This is a genomic window from Inquilinus sp. 2KB_23, assembly GCF_052115705.1.
GTDB classification, from domain to species: Bacteria; Pseudomonadota; Alphaproteobacteria; order DSM-16000; family Inquilinaceae; genus Inquilinus; species Inquilinus ginsengisoli_A.
Genome location: NZ_JBFRHF010000005.1, coordinates 210,791 through 229,594, shown reverse-complemented (window position 1 = coordinate 229,594; position 18,804 = coordinate 210,791). Strand labels below are relative to the sequence as shown.

General features: G+C 69.7%; 22 protein-coding genes. 5 read left to right on the top strand and 17 right to left on the bottom strand.

Annotated features, from left to right (window positions below):
• Window positions 1-51 precede the first annotated feature (51 nt).
• The gene (locus AB4112_RS08905; RefSeq protein ID WP_441718682.1) at window positions 52-1,227 is read right to left on the bottom strand and encodes an NAD(P)/FAD-dependent oxidoreductase; all 1,176 of its coding nucleotides are present in this window, start codon (window positions 1,225-1,227) and stop codon (window positions 52-54) included.
• A gap of 125 nt (window positions 1,228-1,352) precedes the next feature.
• Here AB4112_RS08905 and AB4112_RS08900 point away from each other — a divergent pair, with 125 nt between their 5' ends.
• Complete coding sequence (locus tag AB4112_RS08900) at window positions 1,353-1,907, top strand: helix-turn-helix domain-containing protein (RefSeq protein ID WP_309791664.1); 555 nt, start codon at window positions 1,353-1,355, stop codon at window positions 1,905-1,907.
• 148 nt (window positions 1,908-2,055) lie between these two features.
• On the opposite strand, the gene AB4112_RS08895 is transcribed toward AB4112_RS08900, so the two are convergent.
• From AB4112_RS08895 to gatC, 5 genes are all read right to left on the bottom strand, one after another.
• Window positions 2,056-2,622, bottom strand: coding sequence for an NADPH-dependent FMN reductase (locus AB4112_RS08895; protein WP_309791663.1), 567 nt, complete (start codon window positions 2,620-2,622; stop codon window positions 2,056-2,058).
• Window positions 2,623-2,713: 91 nt separating this feature from the next.
• Window positions 2,714-3,514, bottom strand: coding sequence for a class I SAM-dependent methyltransferase (locus AB4112_RS08890; RefSeq protein WP_309791662.1), 801 nt, complete (start codon window positions 3,512-3,514; stop codon window positions 2,714-2,716).
• Between the two features lie 101 nt (window positions 3,515-3,615).
• Window positions 3,616-4,113, bottom strand: a complete 498-nt coding sequence (locus tag AB4112_RS08885; RefSeq protein WP_309791660.1) for a GNAT family N-acetyltransferase — start codon at window positions 4,111-4,113, stop codon at window positions 3,616-3,618.
• A 15-nt stretch (window positions 4,114-4,128) separates the two neighbouring features.
• A complete protein-coding gene (gene gatA / locus AB4112_RS08880) occupies window positions 4,129-5,604 on the bottom strand; it encodes an Asp-tRNA(Asn)/Glu-tRNA(Gln) amidotransferase subunit GatA (protein ID WP_309791659.1) in 1,476 nt (491 codons plus the stop codon).
• A complete protein-coding gene (gatC, locus tag AB4112_RS08875) occupies window positions 5,604-5,891 on the bottom strand; it encodes an Asp-tRNA(Asn)/Glu-tRNA(Gln) amidotransferase subunit GatC (protein WP_309791658.1) in 288 nt (95 codons plus the stop codon). The genes gatA and gatC overlap by 1 nt, the downstream gene beginning before the upstream one ends.
• Window positions 5,892-5,992: 101 nt before the next feature.
• On the opposite strand from gatC, the gene ruvX reads away from it, so the two are divergent.
• The gene (gene ruvX / locus AB4112_RS08870) at window positions 5,993-6,460 is read left to right on the top strand and encodes a Holliday junction resolvase RuvX (protein WP_309791656.1); all 468 of its coding nucleotides are present in this window, start codon (window positions 5,993-5,995) and stop codon (window positions 6,458-6,460) included.
• On the opposite strand, the gene copD is transcribed toward ruvX, so the two are convergent.
• The 8 genes from copD to AB4112_RS08830 form a co-directional block, all read right to left on the bottom strand.
• The gene (copD, locus tag AB4112_RS08865; protein ID WP_309791654.1) at window positions 6,457-7,341 is read right to left on the bottom strand and encodes a copper homeostasis membrane protein CopD; all 885 of its coding nucleotides are present in this window, start codon (window positions 7,339-7,341) and stop codon (window positions 6,457-6,459) included. The two genes, ruvX and copD, sit on opposite strands and share 4 nt — an antisense overlap.
• On the bottom strand, window positions 7,338-7,703 hold the full coding sequence (gene copC / locus AB4112_RS08860) for a copper homeostasis periplasmic binding protein CopC (protein WP_309791652.1): 366 nt from the start codon (window positions 7,701-7,703) through the stop codon (window positions 7,338-7,340). The genes copD and copC overlap by 4 nt, the downstream gene beginning before the upstream one ends.
• Window positions 7,704-7,749: 46 nt before the next feature.
• Complete coding sequence (locus AB4112_RS08855; RefSeq protein ID WP_309791651.1) at window positions 7,750-8,547, bottom strand: anti-sigma factor family protein; 798 nt, start codon at window positions 8,545-8,547, stop codon at window positions 7,750-7,752.
• Window positions 8,544-9,074, bottom strand: coding sequence for a sigma-70 family RNA polymerase sigma factor (locus AB4112_RS08850; RefSeq protein ID WP_309791649.1), 531 nt, complete (start codon window positions 9,072-9,074; stop codon window positions 8,544-8,546). Before AB4112_RS08850 ends, AB4112_RS08855 begins: the two co-directional genes overlap by 4 nt.
• Before the next feature lie 25 nt (window positions 9,075-9,099).
• Window positions 9,100-10,572 carry a YncE family protein gene (locus tag AB4112_RS08845; protein WP_309791648.1) on the bottom strand — a complete coding sequence of 491 codons (1,473 nt, stop codon included), beginning with the start codon at window positions 10,570-10,572 and terminating at the stop codon, window positions 9,100-9,102.
• Window position 10,573: 1 nt separating this feature from the next.
• Window positions 10,574-11,032, bottom strand: a complete 459-nt coding sequence (locus tag AB4112_RS08840) for a DUF305 domain-containing protein (RefSeq protein ID WP_309791647.1) — start codon at window positions 11,030-11,032, stop codon at window positions 10,574-10,576.
• A gap of 259 nt (window positions 11,033-11,291) precedes the next feature.
• Entirely contained in the window at window positions 11,292-11,687 is a 396-nt protein-coding gene (locus tag AB4112_RS08835) for a lysozyme inhibitor LprI family protein (protein ID WP_441718673.1), read from the bottom strand.
• A gap of 57 nt (window positions 11,688-11,744) precedes the next feature.
• Window positions 11,745-13,082 (bottom strand): aminotransferase-like domain-containing protein, encoded by a 1,338-nt coding sequence (locus AB4112_RS08830; protein WP_309791644.1) that lies wholly within the window; start codon window positions 13,080-13,082, stop codon window positions 11,745-11,747.
• 133 nt (window positions 13,083-13,215) lie between these two features.
• Here AB4112_RS08830 and AB4112_RS08825 point away from each other — a divergent pair, with 133 nt between their 5' ends.
• Window positions 13,216-13,428, top strand: a complete 213-nt coding sequence (locus tag AB4112_RS08825) for a DUF1127 domain-containing protein (protein WP_309791643.1) — start codon at window positions 13,216-13,218, stop codon at window positions 13,426-13,428.
• 65 nt (window positions 13,429-13,493) lie between these two features.
• Here AB4112_RS08825 and AB4112_RS08820 read toward each other — a convergent pair whose 3' ends face one another.
• The gene (locus tag AB4112_RS08820; RefSeq protein ID WP_309791642.1) at window positions 13,494-14,531 is read right to left on the bottom strand and encodes an SPFH domain-containing protein; all 1,038 of its coding nucleotides are present in this window, start codon (window positions 14,529-14,531) and stop codon (window positions 13,494-13,496) included.
• Between the two features lie 255 nt (window positions 14,532-14,786).
• Here AB4112_RS08820 and AB4112_RS08815 point away from each other — a divergent pair, with 255 nt between their 5' ends.
• Complete coding sequence (locus AB4112_RS08815; protein ID WP_309791640.1) at window positions 14,787-15,725, top strand: GNAT family N-acetyltransferase; 939 nt, start codon at window positions 14,787-14,789, stop codon at window positions 15,723-15,725.
• Here the strand turns inward: AB4112_RS08815 and AB4112_RS08810 are convergent.
• Complete coding sequence (locus tag AB4112_RS08810) at window positions 15,709-16,437, bottom strand: TetR/AcrR family transcriptional regulator (protein ID WP_309791638.1); 729 nt, start codon at window positions 16,435-16,437, stop codon at window positions 15,709-15,711. The two genes, AB4112_RS08815 and AB4112_RS08810, sit on opposite strands and share 17 nt — an antisense overlap.
• Before the next feature lie 186 nt (window positions 16,438-16,623).
• Here AB4112_RS08810 and AB4112_RS08805 point away from each other — a divergent pair, with 186 nt between their 5' ends.
• Window positions 16,624-17,112: a RidA family protein gene (locus tag AB4112_RS08805; protein WP_309791637.1), complete on the top strand. Its 489-nt coding sequence runs from the start codon at window positions 16,624-16,626 to the stop codon at window positions 17,110-17,112.
• Window positions 17,113-17,198: 86 nt separating this feature from the next.
• On the opposite strand, the gene AB4112_RS08800 is transcribed toward AB4112_RS08805, so the two are convergent.
• Window positions 17,199-18,773 (bottom strand): peptide ABC transporter substrate-binding protein, encoded by a 1,575-nt coding sequence (locus tag AB4112_RS08800; protein ID WP_441718666.1) that lies wholly within the window; start codon window positions 18,771-18,773, stop codon window positions 17,199-17,201.
• Window positions 18,774-18,804: the final 31 nt, after the last annotated feature.

Below are 18,804 nucleotides of genomic sequence, written 5' to 3'. Positions count from 1 at the left end.
CGGTAGGGAGCGCGGAAGGGGCGCCGGTGTCAAGGATTGTCGCGCCCGGCGTCAGACCACGTTGAGTTCGACGATCGGCCGGTTCTCCAGGATGCGGGTGAAGGCGAAGGGCGACAGGTCGAGCGTGCGGAAGCCGCCATGGGCGATCAATTCGGCCACGCCCCGCCCGGCGGCGGGCGATTGCTGCAGACCGTGGCCGCTGAAGCCGTTGGCGAAGATCAGGTTCGGCAGGTCGGGATGCGGCCCGATGATGGCGTTGTGGTCGACCGTGTTCATCTCGTAATGGCCGGCCCAGGCATTCACCACCTTCAGGCTCTCGAAGGCCGGAACGCGCTCGGCCAGGGCCGGCCACATCATCGCGTCGAACAGGCTGTGGTCGACCGTGAGGTCGTCGGTGTCGGGATCCTCCCCCGTGGGCGGGGCGCCGCAGATGAACAGGTTGCCCTCGGGCCGGAACCAGACGCCGCTGGGGTCGATCACCAAGGGGCAGCCGGCCAGGGTCTGGCGGCAGTCGAACACGAAGACGCAGCGCTTGCGCCCCTCCACCGGCAGGTCGATGCCGGCCAGCGCCGCGACCTTGCCGGCCTGCGGCCCGGCGGCGTTGACCAGCGTGCCGCAGGCGATGCGGCGACCGTCCGAGAGGGTCACGCCGGTGACCTTGCTGCCGGCCCGGTCGATGCCGGTCACCGTCTCGGTGATGTAGGTGGCGCCGAGCGACCGCGCCTTGCGCTTGAACGCCTGCAGCAGGCTGTAGCCGTCGAACCAGCCCTCGCCGGCCAGGCCGAGCGACCCGGCGGAGAGGCCGTCGACATTCAGCCAGGGGAAGCGTTCGGCCAGCCGGTCCGGCGCCATCAGGTCGACGGCGACGCCCTCGCCCACCTGCATGTCGTGGTTCGCCTGCAGCACCGGCAGGCCGGGCGGGGTGGCGAGGAACAGGTAGCCCTTCTCATGGAAGCCGAAATCCGGCACCTCGCCCTCGACCTCGAACCAGCGCTCGGGGTGCTTCAGCACCTCGAGCCCGAAGCGCGACACCGCGACGTTGAACGGGGTGGAGAATTGCTGCCGGATCGAGGAGGCGGAGAGCGCCGAGGAGGCGGTGCGATAGGTCGGGTCACGCTCGATCACCGCGACCGAGCCGCCGAAGCCCTGGTCCAGCATCAGGAAGCAGGCGATGGCGCTGCCGATGGCGCCGCCACCGATGATGACCACGTCGAAGCTGTCCGCCATTGCCCGCACCCTGCCCGGAATGTCCCCGACTCCTACGCCGCCGCCGCACGTCGCGCAATCACGATTTTTCCGATCGGAAACAGATGCGGCGACAGCCGCCGCGTGCTTAGCTCCCGGCCATGAGCATGGATGTCAACGAAGGGCTGGGTCCGCGGCTGAAGGCGCTGCGCCGGACGCGCGGCTGGACGCTGGAGGCGGCCGCCACCCGCACCGGCCTGGCCAAATCCACCCTGTCGAAAATCGAGAACGGCCGGATGTCGCCGACGGTCGAGGTGCTGCTGAAGCTGTCGCAGGGCTTCGCCGTCGACCTGGCCGGGCTGTTCGGCGACGCCCGGCCGGATCCGGCGGCGCGCAGCCTGACCCGGGCCGGCACCGGGCCGCGCCACGAGACCCGCAGCTACAGCCACGAGCTGCTGGGCGCTGACCTGGCGGAGAAGCGCATCACCCCGGTGCGGGCCCGGGTCAAGGCGCGGACCCTGGCCGAATACGGCCCGCTGGATCATCACGACGGCCAGCAATTCCTGCTGGTGTTGTCCGGCATGGTGCTGATGCAGTTTCTGGGCGAGCCGCCACTGCGTCTGGCGGCCGGCGACAGCCTGTATTTCGACACCCGCACACCCCATGCCTGCCTGTCCGAGGGCCCCGAGGAGGCAGAGATCCTGTGGGTGCACACGGGGTGAGGCTGTGGGTTGCCACGCCCGTTCCAACCCCACTTGTCATGCCACGGCTTGACCGTGGCATCCAGGGGCGGCCAGAGCGGCTCTTGGTGGCCCCTGGATTGCCCGGTCAAGCCGGGCAATGACAGGTTGAGGGGATAGGTGGGAGCCCTTACTTCGCCCGCAGCGGCTTCAGCGCTTCGGTCCAGCGCGACAGCTCGTCGAGCATGGTGGTGGCGGCCTTGTCCTGGCCTTCGGGGGCGGTGAACTTGCCGTCGGCCACGGCGTTCCAGGCAAAGGGGATCGCCACCGCCTCAGGGATCGGCATGATCTTCAGCGTGGTCAGGGTCAGCTTCTCGGCCTGCACCGCGCGCAGCCCGGACGACGCGCCGCCATAGCTGACGAAGCCGGCCGGCTTGTAGTTCCATTCGAGATACAGGTAGTTCAGCGCGTTCAGCAGTGCCGGCGGCGGGCCGTAGTTGTATTCCGGTGTGACGAAGACGAAGGCGTCGGCGGCGCTGACGCTGGCGGCCCAGCGCCTGGTCGGCTCGTTCACATAGCGCTGCAGCCGCGGATGCTCCGGCTCGTCGAACACCGGCAGGTCGAAATCCCGGAGGTCGACCAGCGACGCGTCGAATTTGCCATGCGCGGCGGCGATGTCGTGGAACCAGGTCGCGATCGCCGGCCCGATCCGGTTCGGCCGGGTGCTGCAGATGATGGTGTGGAGCTTGGACGCCAAGACACTCTCTCCTTTTGCGCGGGTCGCGCGGCTGAAATCGACATGCGTCTATGCGGCGGCCGGCCGGCGGATGCAAGCGGCCGGGCCGGGATCAGGCGTTGTCGGGACGCCGAGCGATCAGGGCGGATGAGGTGACGACCTCGGCCACCATGCCGCCGGCCACGAACTCCGACATCAGCACCTCGATCTCGGCGATCAGGGCATCGGCGTTGTCGCCGATCCGGCCCGGCGCGGTGCCCGACATCGACAGGGCGCGATGGACCAGCGTGTCGGCCGGGATGTGCCGGCGCTCGATCACCGCGATTTCCTCCAGCCGGCTGAACGGCGAATCGAGCAGCACCGCGGTGTGGCTGAGCCAGCCCGGCGACCGCACCATCGCCCGGGCCGAGTCGCCTTCGGCATAGCGCTCGATCAGGTCGCGATAGGGCTTCACCCAGCGGTTGTCCGGCACCTTGGGGTGATCGTCGTGCAGCAGCACAACGGCGCCGCCCGGATCGACCATGCCGTCGAAGCGGCGCAGCGTCTCGACCCGGTCCATCCAGTGGAAGGACCGGCCCATGGCGACGAGGTGGAACCGCCCGAAATCGGGGCCAAGGTCGTAGGAGCTGCCCTGGCGGAACTGGACCGGGACGCCGGCGCGGGATGCGGTCTCGGCGGCGATCGCCAGCATCTCCGGCTCGGGATCGACGCCGACCACCTCGCCGGCGAAGGGCGCCAGCGCCACCGCGATCTGGCCCGGCCCGCAGCCGAGATCCATCACCCGATGGCCGTGGCCGAGGCCACACAGGCGGGCGATGCGCGGGAACAGGCTGGCGGCATAGGCGGGCCGGCCCTGCAGGTAGTGGGCGGCCGCCGTCTGGAAGCGACGGGGCGTAAAGGGAATGGTATCCATGACCAGCGTCCTTCTGCTGCGTCGGCGCATCCCCTCCCCTGCGCCATCCGCTTGGCATAGCAGACTTCCATGACCGCCCGAAGACGGCGCAGCGCCGCGGATCAGAGAATCCGGATGCGCAGCTCGTCGTCATAGGACCGGTCGCCGATGCGCAGCGCCCCCGGCTCGATCCCATAGACGGTGAAGCCGTGCCGGGCGTAGAGCCGGCGCGCCGGCTCGGCCTCGGGGATCACGGCGAGCAGGACCGCGTCCAGGCCCTCGGCCCGGGCATGGTCCAGCACCGTTGTCACCAGCGCGTCGGCGACGCCGCTGCCGCGCGCCTCGGCCCGGACATACATCCGCACCAGGGTGCCGCGATGCAGGCGCTTGGCCATGGTCTCGCGCGCCAGCCCGACGATGCCGAGCAGCCTGCCGTCCCGCTCCGCCGCGAAGGTCGTCACCGCAACGGTGCGCTCGGCGAACTCGTCCAGCGACAGCGCCGCCTCGGCCTCGAAGGACGAGCCGAAGGCTTCGGGATGGCGCTGAAGCCCCTCCAGCCGGATCTCGCGGTAGGCCGCCGCATCGGCGCGGTCGAGCCGGCGGATGGCGAAGGCCGCCATGTCAGGAGCCCCAGCTCACGAGATCGTCTGGGGCAGCGCAGTGAAGCCGACCGCCTTTTCCATGACATGGGCGATGCGCAGCACCGTCTCCTCGTCGAACGGCCGGCCGAGCAGCTGGAGGCCGAGCGGCAGCCCGTCATCGCCGAGACCCGCCGGCACCGACAGGCCGGGCAGCCCGGCCATCGAGGCCGGCACGGTGAAGACGTCGTTGAGGTACATCGCGATCGGGTCGTCCTGCTTCTCGCCGATGGCGAAGGCGGTGGACGGTGCGGTTGGGGTCAGGATCGCGTCGCAGCGCTGATAGGCCTCGGTGAAGTCGCGGGCGATTAGCGTGCGCAGCTTCTGCGCCTTGGTGTAGTAGGCGTCGTAATAGCCGGCCGACAGCACATAGGTCCCGATCATCACCCTGCGCTTGACCTCGCGGCCGAAGCCGGCGGCGCGGGTGTTCTCATACATCTCGTTCAACGACCCGCCCTCGACCCGCAGGCCGTAGCGCACGCCGTCATAGCGCGCCAGGTTCGAGGACGCCTCGGCCGGGGCGACGATGTAGTAGGTCGCCAGCGCGTATTTGGTGTGCGGCAGCGAGACGTCGACGATCTCGGCCCCGGCGTCGCGCAGCCAGTCGGCACCCTGCTTCCAGATGCGCTCGATCTCGGCCGGCATGCCGTCGACCCGGTATTCCTTGGGAATGCCGATCTTCAGGCCGCGGATGTCGCCGGTCAGCGCCGCCTCGAAATCCGGCACCGCGAGGTCGACGCTGGTCGAATCCTTCGGGTCGAAGCCGGCCATCGAGCGCAGCATGATCGCCGCGTCCTGCACCGTGCGCGCCATCGGCCCGGCCTGGTCGAGCGACGAGGCGAAGGCGACCACGCCCCAGCGCGAGCAGCGGCCATAGGTCGGCTTGATGCCGACGATGCCGGTGAAGGCGGCGGGCTGGCGGATCGACCCGCCGGTGTCGGTGCCGGTCGCCGCCAGCGTCATCCGCGCCGCGACCGAGGCGGCCGAGCCGCCGGAGGACCCGCCGGGCACCAGCTTGGCGTTGCTGCCGTCCTGCCGCCGCCACGGGTTCTCGACATTGCCATAGGCCGAGGTGATGTTGGCCGAGCCCATGGCGAACTCGTCCATGTTCAGCTTGCCCAACATCACCGCGCCGTCGCGCCACAGCTGGCTGGTGACGGTCGATTCATAGGTCGGGACGAAGTTGCCCAGGATCTTGCTGCCGGCCGTGGTGCGCACGCCCTCGGTGCAGAACAGGTCTTTAATAGCGATCGGCAGGCCCTCGAGCGGACCGCCCTCCCCGCGCGCCAGCTTGGCGTCGGAGGCCTTGGCCATCTCGATCGCCTTGTCCGGCGTCTCGGTGATGAAGGCGTTGAGGCCGCGCAGGTCCTCCATCGCGGCGACATGCGCCGTGGTCAGCTCGACCGAGGAGATCTCGCGCGCCTTCAACGCGTCGCGCGCGCCGGCCAGGGTCAGGTGGGTGGACTTCGACATCACTCGACCACCTTCGGCACGGTGAAGAACCCGGCCTTGGCCGAGGGCGCATTGGCCAGCACACGGTCGGGATAGCCGCCGTCGGTGACCTCGTCCGGCCGGCGCCGCAGCCCCTGCTGGGCGACGCTGGTCATCGGCTCGACGCCATCGGTGTTCACCTCGGCCAGTTGCTCGACGAAGTCCAGGATCTTGGACAATTCGCCGGTCATGGCATCGAGTTCCGTCTCGTCGAGGCGGATACGGGCCAGATGCGCGATTTTCGCGACGGTGGCTCTGTCGAGCGACATGTCGTAGTCATCTCCGGGGATCAGTGGCCGCCCCGGGCCGGCATGGCGCCGGGACCGCGGGGGACGGCCGACGGAAAGCGGCGCGGAAGGTATCACCCGATATGGCGGTCTGCAATCTTCGCGACCTCAAGGCCCTGCTGCCCCCCAACGGGCGGCTGATCGGGCTCGATCTCGGCGAGAAGACGATCGGCATGGCGGTGTCCGACCCCGGCCTGTCGCTGGCCTCGCCGATCGGCACCATCCGCCGCACCAAGTTCACCCCGGATGCGCAGGAGCTGCTGCGGATCATCGACGACCGCAGCGTCGCCGGGCTGGTGATCGGCCTGCCGATCAACATGGACGGCAGCGAGGGGCCGCGCTGCCAGTCGGTGCGAGCCTTCGCCAAGGACCTGCTGCGGCTGCGCGACCTGCCGATCGCGTTCTGGGACGAGCGGCTGTCGACCATGGCGGTGCAGCGCCAGATGATCGAATTCGACGTCACCCGGAAGAAGCGGGCCAAGGCGGTGGACACCGCCGCCGCCGCCTGGATCCTGCAGGGCGCGCTCGACGCGCTGCAGTTCGGCGGCTAGGCCGGATCAAGCAGCCCGAAGACCGCGACCAGGGCCACCGCCGCGACGCCGAGCAGGATCTCGGCGACCGCGCCGTCGCGGATCGCCCGGACGGCGCCGCCGTTCGACCGCTTGATCCGCGGCACCAGGACATAGCGGTTGGTGATCGCCAGGCCGGTCATAGCCAGCACCGCCGCGATCTTGGCCACCAGCAGGGCCTGGTAGGGCGACGACCATTGGGTCGGCCAGCGGTCGAGCACCAGGGCGACATTGACGGCCCCGGTCGCCAGCACCGCCGCCACCGCGACATGCCCGACCGTCGAGAACCGCCGCAGCGCCCACGCAGCGTCGGGCCGCAGCCGGGGGTCGCGCAGGGCCGGCAGGCACAGCACGAAGGGCACCAGCGCGCCCAGCCAGAAGCCGCCGGACAGCACATGGACAGCCTGGTTGAGCCGGTGCGCCATGCCGGACGCCCCGCTTTGCATGGCGGCGTGGCCGACCAGGGACAGGCTGGCGAGCAGTAGTCCGGCGACCAGCGCCAGCGCGCCCATTCGGCGCTGCCACCCCGCGACCAGAAGCAGCAGCACGACCGCCAGGATGGCACGGCCGATCCAGACTTGGCCGAAGCCGGTGTCGAACAGCACGGCCGACAGCGTGCCGGGATCGCCGGCGCAGTCCCAGCCGCCGCCGATCTCCGCCGCCTGGAGCGGCAGCCACAGCCAGGTGGTGGCCGCCGCCAGCAGGATGGCGAGTTGCATCGGCCGGCGCAGGGCCCGGCCGATCGGTGCCGCCAGGGCCGGCCCGGCCAGCAGGCGCAGGAAGGCGGCGGCGCCGAAGATGAAGGTCAGGGCCGCATAGTGCCCCAGCCGGCAGGCGGCCAGGACACCGTCGAGCGATGTCACGGCGCGACCGTGAAGGCGTAGCTGCCCTTGGTGGTGTGGCCGTCGGTCGACAGCGCGTGCCAGTCGACGGTGTAGGCGCCCGGTGCCAGCGGCCCGGTCACCGGCACGACCAGGGTGGCGCCGTCCCGCCCCAAGGTGGCGTCGCCGGTCGTGACCGCGGCGCCGCCCGGGCCGGTGACCTTGATGCCGGTGAAGCGCAGCTCCAGCCCTTCGGAGAAGGTCAGCTGTAGCGCGGCCGGCGTCGCGGTCACGGTCGCATTCGCGGCCGGGGCGGACGCGGTCAGGTGGGCATGGGCGAAGGCCGGGCCGGCAAGGCCGAGGCTGAGCAGCGCGGCCAGGCCATGCAGGCGGATACGGTTCATCGGAAACCTCCTCGAGGCGGTGGCAGGGTGGGAAACAAGGCGGGCCCTACAGTTTCACGCTGTCCTGGCCGGCGCTGATCTGCCGGCGCATCTCGTCCGCCAGGGGGTGCAGCACATCCGCCGGCTTGGCCCCGACTAGGGTGTAGCCGAGCCCCTGCTCGGCCCAGGTGACGCCGGAGACCGGGCCGTGGGAGCGCTCCGACATCGGCGTGTCGCCCTCGATCTCCATCGGCCGCACCAGCATGGCGATCCGGGTGCCGCGGTCGTCGTCATACATGAACATGCCGGCCGGCCCGTGCGGCGTGGCGACCAGGCGCCCGCCCATGAAGCGGTAGCCGGCCGAGGCCAGGTCGGGCACCGCGATCGGCCGCTGCAGCCGGTTCGACACCCAGCGGACCAGCTGCTCGCGGTCGGCGGCGCCGAGTTCGACCGCACGGGTCCGGTCCGAGGCATAAACCGCGTAGGTGTCGGCGCCCTCCTGGGCCAGCGCGGCGATCCCGGCCGATGCCGGCTGGGTCAGGCCGCGCGACAGCCAGCCGCCGCCGCCGCCGATCGCCAGCAGCAACACAGCGGCCACTGCCGGGCGCCAAGGCAGACGCCGGGCGGGCGACCGCCGCGCCTCGATCATCCGGGCGAGGGACAGCTGAGGCGGCACCGGCTCCTCCGCGATCGGGCCGAAGGCATCGCGCAGCGCCTCGCGCTGGCCGGCATAGCCCGCGATCCGCCGCGCCACCTCCGGATGGCTCGCGAGATAGGCCTCGACCTCGGCCCGCCGCTCGGGCGCCAGCGCCTGGTCGACATAGCCGTGCAGGTCGTCCTCGGTGATCGGTGGATTGGGGTTCATTTCACCCTCCGCAGGATCGGCGCCCGGCCTGAGGCTGGTGCGTCCGCATCCATGGTCCGTTGCAGCCTTTCGCGGGCCCGCGACAGGCGCGACATCACCGTGCCGATCGGCACGTCCAGCACCTTCGCCGCCTCGGCGTAGGTCAGGTCCTCGACCGAGACCAGCAGCAGCACGCTGCGCTGCTCCTCCGGCAGGGTGTCCAGCGCCCGCAGCAGCTCGCCGTGCCGCAACCCGGCCTCCTGCGTCGGAGGCCGCGCGGTGGCGGCCTCGTCGGCATCGTCGATCGGCACGTGCCAGCCGCGGCGGGCGGCCTGCCGCAGCCGGCTGACCGCGAGGTTGTGCAGGATGGTGAACAGCCAGGTCCGCGCATCGCCGTCGGCGCGGCGCTGGTGCCACCGGGTGATCGCCCGCTCCAGGCAGTCCTGCACCAGGTCGTCCGCCGCCGCGGCGTCGGCCCGCAGCAGCGAACGGGCATAGCGCCGCAGGGCCGGGATCAGCGGTTCGACCAGGATCATCATGTCCTTCATGGACTGGCCGCCTCCCCCCGGCCGCTCACTGCGCCTGGATCTGCACCGCGGCGCCGGTCGGGCCCGCGGCGGTTCCCGGCGCGATCACGAGAAAGCGCGGCGCGGTCCTGGCGTCGCCCTGCACGAACTGCCGGATCGGCCCCAACGCATTGACGACGGCGGCGCCGGCCGGGTTGGTCATGAAGGCGGCCAGCGGCTGCAGCGTGCCGCCGCCATCGGCCTGGCCGGAAAGCGCCAGGACATAGGGCTGCTTCGGCTCCAGCCCGGTGGCCGAGGCCTGCAGCACCTGGGTCAGCCCCTGGTCGAACAGCGAGACGCTGGTCGGCGCGACGCCCGAGGCCGGGGACGCGGCCTTGCCGTCCTTCAGCGCCTGCAGGGTCAGATGCGCAGTCTGCCCGGCGATGCCGAGCGGCTGCAGGTTCTGGGTGCCGTCGCCCTCCGGCACCGCGTCGGGCACGTAGTTGACCGCCTGCGGCGCCTGGCCGATCGCGACCGAGCCGATGACCTTGTTGGTCAGGGTGTCGACCGCGGTGATCTGGTCGCCGTTCTCGATGCCGACATAGACCCGGGTGCCGTCGCCCGAGGGCCAGATGCCGTGCGGCAGGTTGCCGACCGGGATGGTCGCGACCTTGGAGAAGTCGTCGGTGCGGAACACCTGGATCTGGTTCAGCCCGCCGACCGTGACGTAGGCGAAGATGCCGTTCCGGTTGTGGACGATGTTGACGTGGTTGGTGATCGGGCCGGTGTCGATCGTGGTCAGCAGCTTGAACGGCGGCCTGGCGTCGAACACCTGGGTCTTGCCGGTGTCCTTCAGGGTGAACCACACCTGGGTGCCGTCCGGCGTCGCCGCGATGTTGGGGCAGAACGGGCTGGCCTGCGGGACATGGCCGACGATCTGGTGGTCCGCCACCGTGATCACCACCGTCTCCGGATTGAACGACGAGCAGACGTAGCCGTACTTGCCGTCGGGCGAGAAGATCTGCATCCCCGGACCGGCAGGGACGATGATCCGCGTCTTCTCCTCATAGGTCGTGCCGTCGAGCACCGCGATGTAGTTCTCGCCCCGCACCGTGACCCAGACCTCCTTGCCGTCGGGCGTGAAGAATGCCTCGTGCGGCGAGCGGCCGACATAGGTGGTGTGCTTCACCGCGTTGGTCGCGGTGTCGATGAAGGTGACGGAGTTCGACCCGATCGACACCACCGCGAGGGTGCGGTGGTCGGGCGAGAAGCCCATGCCGTGCACCAGCAGCTGGCCGTGGTAGAGCGGACTGAAATTGGTCGGCTGCGGCTCGCCCAGGCGGATCACGCCGAGCAGCCTGTTGTCGACCGGATCGGTCACCGAGACGGTGTTGGAGAACTGCTCGGCGGCATAGACCCGGTCCTTGTGGCTGACCGGGATGTCCGGCGCCGCGGCGGCGAAGGGCGCCTGCCCGGCCCAGGCGGCGGAGGCGAAGGCCGTAGCGGCCAGCAGCGTGGACAGCAGGAGGGGGCGTTTCACGTCAGTGCTCCATCGGCATGGTCATGGGCATGGCTGAGTCGGCGGCCGGGGCGGCAGGCGTCCCCTGGTCGGGCGCGGCGACCGAGGGCGGCAAGGGCTGGCCCAGCGCCAGCCGCATCGCCGCGATCTCCTGCTGCTGCTCGACGATGATCTCCTGGGCGATGCGGCGCAGCTGCTCGTTGCGGCCATAGCGCAGCTCGGCCTGGGCCATGTCGATGGCACCCTGGTGGTGCGGTATCATCATCGCCGTGAAGTCGGCGTCGACATCCCCGGTCGGCTTGACTGTCATGCCGTCCATCATCTTCGTCATGGCGGCGTCGTTCTCGGCCAGGAACGGGGCCTCGTCCGGAGGTCCGGCGCCCCAGGCGGTGGCGGCGCCGAGCAGCAGTGCGGCACCGACCACCGCCCCAGGGCGGGGGACGACCGTCCGGGGACGGAGAAGGAAGCGGGGGGGGCGCATGGAACCTCCGGGGCAAGGGACGGCGTCAGCGCCGCGACTGATGAGACGCCGGCCCGCCGGCTTTATTCCCGTGCCGTCACTTTTCCTGATGAATTAACCGCAAACTTCGGCGCGTCTGTCGAAAATGGATTTTGCTACAATTGTAATAATATTAATTCCGACTGGACTTGCCGGCCGTCGTTCCGATTCTTCCGTCATTCTACGCCCATTTGCCGCGGCGAGTCGCCGCATCTTTCGGCGACTGCGGACGGGACTTCCATCAGGGGGCCGGCACCGGGCAGCTCAGATCACCCTCCTCGCACTCCAGCAGCGGCTTCAGCTCGTCGACGCGCCTGGAGGTCACCTGTTCCAGGCACATCGTCTGGAGCATCGGACGGACGGTGCCCCCCGCCGCGCCCGAGGTGATGAAGTCGCATTCGGCGTCGCGATAGGCGATCCAGGCGCGCTGGGCTGCGACCAGGGACTTGGTCGTGTCCGCGTCGTCCTTCAGGCGTTCGATGATCTGCTTGTAGGTCGCGTTCAGCGCCGCGTCCGCCTGCTTGTAGGCGTCGGCGGCACACTTGTTCATTCCAGACTGGGTCTCGTCCGGGCAATCCTGGGCGGCGGCGGGCAGGGCGGCCAGCAGCCCGACGGTGATAATGAGGGTCCTGAGCATCGGTGGATCTCCTGTGTCACCGCCAGCATGCGCGACTTTGCCGGCGCCGGGCATAGGCTAATCCACCGCAGTCTGGTCCGGCTCGGTCCGCGCCAGCCGGGCCAGGGCCGACAGCGCCTCGCGCAGCACGTCGGGCGGCGGCGAGGCCAGCGCCAGTCGCACCCCGGCCGGCGCATGGCCGGGCCCGATGGCATAGGCCGGGCCGGGCGTGAGCGCGATGCCGAAGCGGGCCGCCGCCGCGGCGAAGGCCTCCGCCCGCCAGCCTTCCGGCAGGTCGAGCCACAGGTGATAGCAGCGCGCGTCGCCCTGAAGGTCCAGCCCGGCCAAGGCCTCGCGGGCGATGGCCTGGCGGTCCAGGGCGTCCTGCCGCTTGTCCAGCACCAGCGCCGCCACGGTGCCGTCGGCCATCCAGCGCGTCGCCGCCTCCAGCGCCAGGCCGCCCGGGCTCCACGGGCCGGAGCGGATGGCCGCCACCATGCGCTCGACCAGGCCGCGCGGCGCCACGGCGAAGCCCACGGTCAGCCCCGGGGCCAGCCGCTTGGACAGGCTGTCGGCCACGATCACGTGATCCGGCGCCAGGGCCGCCAGCGGCGCGTCGTCGGCCAGGAAGCTGAACACCCGGTCCTCGATCGCGACCAGGTCCAGCCGCTGCAGCATCGCCGCCAGATCCGCCCGCCGGGCCGGCGGCATCGAGATGCCGAGCGGGTTGTGCAGGGTCGGTTGCAGGTAGACCGCGCGCAGCGGCGCCGGGTGGTGCGCCGCTTCCAGCGCATCCGGCCGCAGCCCGTCCCCGTCCATCGCGATCGGCACCAGGGCGATGCCGAGCCGGGCGGCGATGCCCCGGATCACCGGATAGGTCAGGGCCTCGACCCCGACCCGGCCGCCGACCGGCGCCAGTGCCGACAGCGCCGCTGCGATCGCCTGGCGGCCGTTGCCGGTGAACAGCACCCGCGCCGGCTCGGGCACCCAGCCGGCCTGGGCCAGGAAGGCCGCAGCCACGGCCCGCGCCGCCTGGGTGCCGGCGGCCGGCACCGGCCGCAGCGCCGCGCCCAGCACATCCGGGCGCAGCAGGCTTTGCAGTCCCTGCGCCAGCAGGGCGGGCTGGCCGGGCAGGATCGGGAAGCTGGATTCGAGGTTGACCGGCGCCTGCCAGGGTTCGGCCAGCACCGATGCCGGCACCGCCACCGCGGCCCGGACGAAGGTGCCGCGCCCGACCTCCCCCGACACCAGCCCGCGCCGCGTCAGCTCGGCATAGACCCGGGAGGCGGTGGAGGCGGCGATGCCGCGGCGGTACGCGAAGTCGCGCTGCGGCGGCAACCGGTCGCCCGGCCGCAATTGCCCCGAGACAATTTCGCTGGCCACGTCGTCGGCAATGCGGCGGAAATCATCCAGCATACGATATTGCTCCGAGTGCAATACTCCAATTGCACCGATATCATGATCGGATCAATCTCGGATTGCAACCCCCGCAGATCGGATTCATCCGGGCATGAGGCCCAACGGCTGCGGGGCCAACAGGAGAACTCCGATGTCGACGCGCGTTGTCGAGCGCCGCGTTTCCCACGCTGCCCTGCCCCGCCCCACCGCCCTGCGCGGCCTGCGGCAGACCTTTGGACTGTGGCTGCAGCGTGCGCGAACCCGACGCCAGCTCGATGCGCTGAGCGACCATGAGCTGCGCGACCTCGGCCTCGACCGCGGCACCGCTGCCCGAGAGGCGGTCAAGCCGTTCTGGAAGGGCTGACGGGGCAAGCGCGCCTGTGTCGGCGGCWGGTTGGGTTCGCCGCGGCGAACCCAACCCCGGCCCGCCTACTCCGACCGCGTCCGGTCCGATGCCGGCTTGAGCGCGTCCGGCGGCAGCACCAGGACGGGCGCCGCGCCCCCCTGGCCCGTGCCGGAGCCGAGCTGGACATTCGGGACCGTCCCGTTCCAGTTCTTCGCCGCCTCCGCCCGCAGGATCCCGGCATAGGCCTCGGCAGAGCCGGCCGACTGCACCTTGGTCGAAATCACCGCGGCCTCGGACGCGCCCACTTCCTTCTTGGCGGTCGCCTCGGCCTCGGCGCGCTTGGTGACGTCATAGGCCGCGGCGTCGGCAGCCAGGCGCACCGACTGCGCCTGGGCCTCGGCCTGGGCGATCGCCACGCGCTTCTGGCCGTCCGCGGTCGCAGCCGCGGCGTCGGCCTCGCCCTTGGCGACGGCGACGGCCTGCTCGGCCTCCGTCTGCCTGACCTTCAGGATGTTGACGGCGGCCAGCTGCTGGTTGCGGGTCTGGACCGTGATCTGGATGTTCTTCTCGAAATTCTCGTCGTACTTGATCTGGGTGATCTGGATATCCTCGACCTTGACGCCGAACATGTCGGCGGCCTGCGCCTGGATCGCCGTCAGGATCGAGTTCTCCAGGCCCTTCTTCTTGTCGGCGATCTCCAGCGCGTTGACCTGGCCGAACACGTCGAGCGTGCGGCTCTGCACGAAGGGGATGACCTTCTCGCTGACCGTGCCACCGCCCATGTCGCCGACCTGGAACAGCGCCTTGAGCGGGTCGGAGAAATGGTAGGTCAGGCTCATGTCGATCGACACGAACTGGTTGTCGATCGTCTTCACATGGATTTCCGGGATCGGGATCTTCTCGATCGAGGTGCGGATGGTGTGGACGCTGTCCACCACCGGAAGCTTGAAATGCAGGCCCGGCTGCACCGGTTCGTCGCTGACCAGCCGGCCGAAGCGCAGCACCGCGCCGACCTCGTTCTGGTTGACGGTGAAGTAGGACGACATCGCGAAGATGAACACGAGCACCAGCAGGACGACGAGCACGACGTTCGACCTGAGTCTCGTGAGCAGGGGATTCATGGTGGCTCCAGTGTCCAAGGCGCGGCCGCTCCGGCGGGTGGCAGGAGGATGCGACGGCCGCATCCGAGGCCGGCAGCCTAATCGCGGCACTGGGACAAAATCATGGCGTCTGATGGACCAAACACAGACGACGGAAGAAATTCAGCGCGACGCTGCACCCCTTTGTCATGCCGCGACTTGCCCCCGGCTTGCCGGCCTGCGCAGTCCTGGCCGCATCCTCTCGACAGGACGGTTCGGCCCGGCCAAGGTGCCCGCATGGACGATCTTGGCCCGACCGAACTCCGCCTGATGCAGGGCCTGGCCCAGCGGGTGACCGCATCGCGGCCGGAGCTGCTGAACGCCGACGCGACCGTTGGTGAGCTGGCCTGGGTCTGGGCCAAGGATTTCGACGCGCTCGGCCGGTTCTGGCGGCACCGGTTGTGGTTCGTCGACGGCCGGCTGGCCGCCTGGGGTTGGGTGCATCTGCCGTACCGGGTCCCGCGCGGCGACGGGACGTTCCGTGAGGCCGAGGCGGCCAACCTGATCTGGCAGGCGCATCCGGACCAGCCGAAGCTGCTGACCGGAATCCTGGACTGGTACGACGAGGTGGCGGGCGGTGCCGACCGGCTGCTGACAGTGCAGTCCGCGGATGGGCCGGCGCAGGCCGCCGTCGCCGCGCGTGGCTACGCGTTCGATGCCGAAGCCGGTGGGGATGACGGGTCCTGGGTGCAGTTCAATGCGCGGGCGCTGACCGACGTGCCGGATCCGGTGCTGCCCGAGGGGTTCCGGTTCCGGACGGCCGTGGACGTCCCGGCGGCGGACGCGGTCAAGGCACATCGCGACGCGTGGCAGTCGGCCAGCCTGACCGAGGCGGCATTCGCGCGGGTCCAGCGGACCTGGCCGTATCGGGCCGACCTGCATGTGCTGATCGCGGCGCCGGACGGCACGCTGGCCGCGACCGCGATCATCTGGCTGGACGAGGCGACGCAAACCGCCGAATTCGAGCCGGTCGGCACGCACCCGGACTTCCGGCGGCGGGGCTTGGGCACCGCGTTGCAGCTGCACGGCATGCATCTGGCCAGGGCCGCCGGCGCGAACCGCATGCTGGTCGCCTGCCTCGGCGCGCCGGCGCACCCGGCCGCCCGGACCCTGTACCACGGCGTCGGCTTTCGCGAGCTGACCCACGACCTGCCGCAGATCAAGCCCGCGCGGTAGCGTCTGGAGCGGGCCTTCGGGCCGGAGCGAGGCCATCGAGCAGGAAGCCGAGGCCTTTGCGGAAGGCGCCGTCCCAGTCGTCATCCAGCAGCAGGCGGGAGCGTTCGATTGTCGGGTAGCGTTCGCTGAGGCGTGTCAGGCGTTGCTGCCCGGCGGCCCGGTCGTCGTCCGAGACGTCGAAGCTCGCCCGGGTGATGGTGGCGCCCATCACATAGTTCCACAGCGACCAGATCGCGGCGTTCAGATCCGAATCCGCCACGCCGGCCCTGGACAAGGTCGTGCCCAGCAGTTCCAGGCGGCTGAGGATGTTCGGGCCGAGCGCCCGGCGCGGCAACAGCGATGCCGACCAAGGATGGCGCAGCATGCCGGCGCGCCAGTCTTCGAGCACATGAACCACGTCTCCACGCCAGTCTTGAGACTCCACTCCCTGCGGCGGCCCGCGATACTCGAGCACCGAGTCCAGCGCCAGATCGAAGACATCCTCTTTGCTGTCGACGTGCCAATACAGGCTCATCACGCCCGAGCCGAGCCGATCGGCCAGCCGGCGCATCGTCAACCCGTCGAGCCCCTGGGCGTCCAGCAGCTCCACCGCGGTCGCCACGATGCGGTCGCGGGAGAGAGGCGATTCACCGTGCGGTTCCTTCGCGGGCGGGATCCGCCCGCTTGTCCGTTGAGACCGCTTGCCCGGGGCGCCGCTGCGTTTGACTGCCATCCATCTTCCCTAGTGTCCAGACCGTCGATCCTGACCGGCAATGCCAGGAATGTCGATCTTGAACGGGCATCTCGTACGCTGTACCGTAGGATGACTCGTACATCGTACGGAATGGAAGGGCCAAGGTTCAATCATGTCGGCCGCGAGGGTTCGTTGCCCGCGGTCCGCAGAGCCGAGAGAACAATCATGTCACGCACAATCAAGCAGCTGCTGACCGGAGGGTTGATTATCATGACCGTGGGAATGTCCGCTGTGGCGATGGCGAATGAGAGCAGTCCCAAGCTGACCATCGTCAATCCGCAGACCCTCTACGACCCGTCGCCGAACGGCTACAGCGCGGCGGTGATCACCCCCGGCGAAGGCCGGGTGGCCTACATCTCCGGACAGGGCGGCCAGGACAGCAGAGGAGCGTTGTCACCCGACTTCGCCGTCCAGGTCGGGCAGGCCTACGCCAATCTGCGCGCCGCCCTCGATGCGGTCGGCGCCAGGCCGGATCAGGTCGCCAAGCTCACGGTCTTCGTGGTCGACCACGACATGTCCAAGCTCGGGGTGCTGACCAAGACCGTCAGGCAGGTCTTCGGCGAGGCGCTACCGGCACAGACCTTGATCCCGGTGCCCAAGCTGGCGGTCGACGGCATGCTGTTCGAAGTGGAGGCCGTGGCGGTACTAGACTAGCGGGGCGGCGCCGACCGATCCGCAATCGCATGATGAGACAGGTCGGTTGGGTTCGCTCCGGCGAACCCAACCGACAGGCCGATGGCCTACCGCTCCACCGACAGCCAGCGGCTGAGGTGATTGTCGAGCACGTTGTCCTGCCAGCCCTTCACCGCCGGCGAGAGCATCCGCTTGCTGGTGTAGTAGTAGATCGGGATGATCGGCTGGTCGGTGAAGAACAGCTGCTCCGCCTGGGCCAGAAGCTGGCCGCGCTTGGCCGGGTCGGCCTCGACCACCGCCGCATCCATCAGCTTGTCGTAGTCCGGGTTGGCGTAGGCCGGGTAGTTCTGCTCGCCGGCAGTGCTGCGGAACAGGTCGAGGAAGTTGCTGGGGTCGTCGAAATCGCCGATCCAGGAGGTCCGGCCGAAATCCTTGTACTCCTTCTTGCGCAGCGCGCTCTGCATCGTGCCCCATTCCAGATTGGTCAGGGTGGTGTCGACGCCGAGCTTCTGCTTCCACATCGCGCCGATGGCGACGGCGATCTTCTTGTGGTTCTCCGAGGTGTTGTAGGAGATCTCGACCGTCAGCGGATGGTCGGGGCCGTAGCCGGCCTTGGCGAACAGTTCCTTGGCCTCGGCGTCGCGCTGGCTTTGGGTCTCCTTGGCGTCCTTCGACTCCCAGGGGGCGAAGTTGCTCATCCCCGGCGGCACGAAGGTGTAGGCCGGCAGTTCCCCGCCCTGGGTGATCTTGGCCACCATCACGTCGCGGTCGATCGCCAGCGACAGGGCGCGGCGCAGTTCCGGATGGCTCTTCCAGGGCTCATGGGTGGTGTTGACCGTATAGTAGTAGGTGCCGATGTAGGGCACGATCCGCACCTGGTCGGCCATGGTCTGCTTCAGGTCGGGGATCTGCTGGTTCGGCAGGGTGTAGGTGTAGTCCAGCTCGCCGGCCTTGAAGCGCTGCAGCTCGGAGTCGACATCCTCGGTGACGAAGTAGCGGACGGTGTCGATCTTGACGTTGGCCGCGTCGTGGAACTCGGGGTTCTTGACCAGCTTGACATGCGACTGCGGCACCGCCTCGGCCAGCATGTAGGCGCCGTTCGACGCCATGTCGCCGGGCTTGACGTAGTCGTTGCCGAACTTGTCGACGTTGGCCTTGCTGAGCGGGAAGGTAGCGTGGTGGGTCAGCGTCGCCAGGAAGTAAGGCGTCGGCCCCAGCAGCTTGACCTCGAGCGTGTGGTCGTCGACCGCCCGGGCGCCCAGCGTGTCCGCCGGCTTGGTGCCGAGGCGGATCTCCTTGGCGTTGACCACCTGATCGATGAAATAGGCATAGGGGCTGGCGGTCTTCGGGTCCAAGAGCCGCTGCCAGGCGAACACGAAGTCGCCCGCCGTCACCGGCGTGCCGTCCGACCATTTGCCGTCGGCGCGCAGCTTGAAGACATAGGTCTTGCCGTCGTCGGAGACGGTCCAGCTCTCGGCCGCGCCCGGGATCGGCTGCGCCTTGGCGTCCTGGGTCAGCAGGCCCTCGAACAGGTCGTTCTGGATGTTCGCTTCCGAGACGCCCGAGGAGCGGTGGATGTCCAGCGACTCCGGCTCCTGGCTGTTGCCGGCGTTCAGCACCATCTCCGCTGTCGCCGCCTGCGACACCCCCGCGAGCAGGGCGCCGGCGAGCAGCCCGCGCATCAGAATCCTGGAGAAGCCTTGCATTGGATTG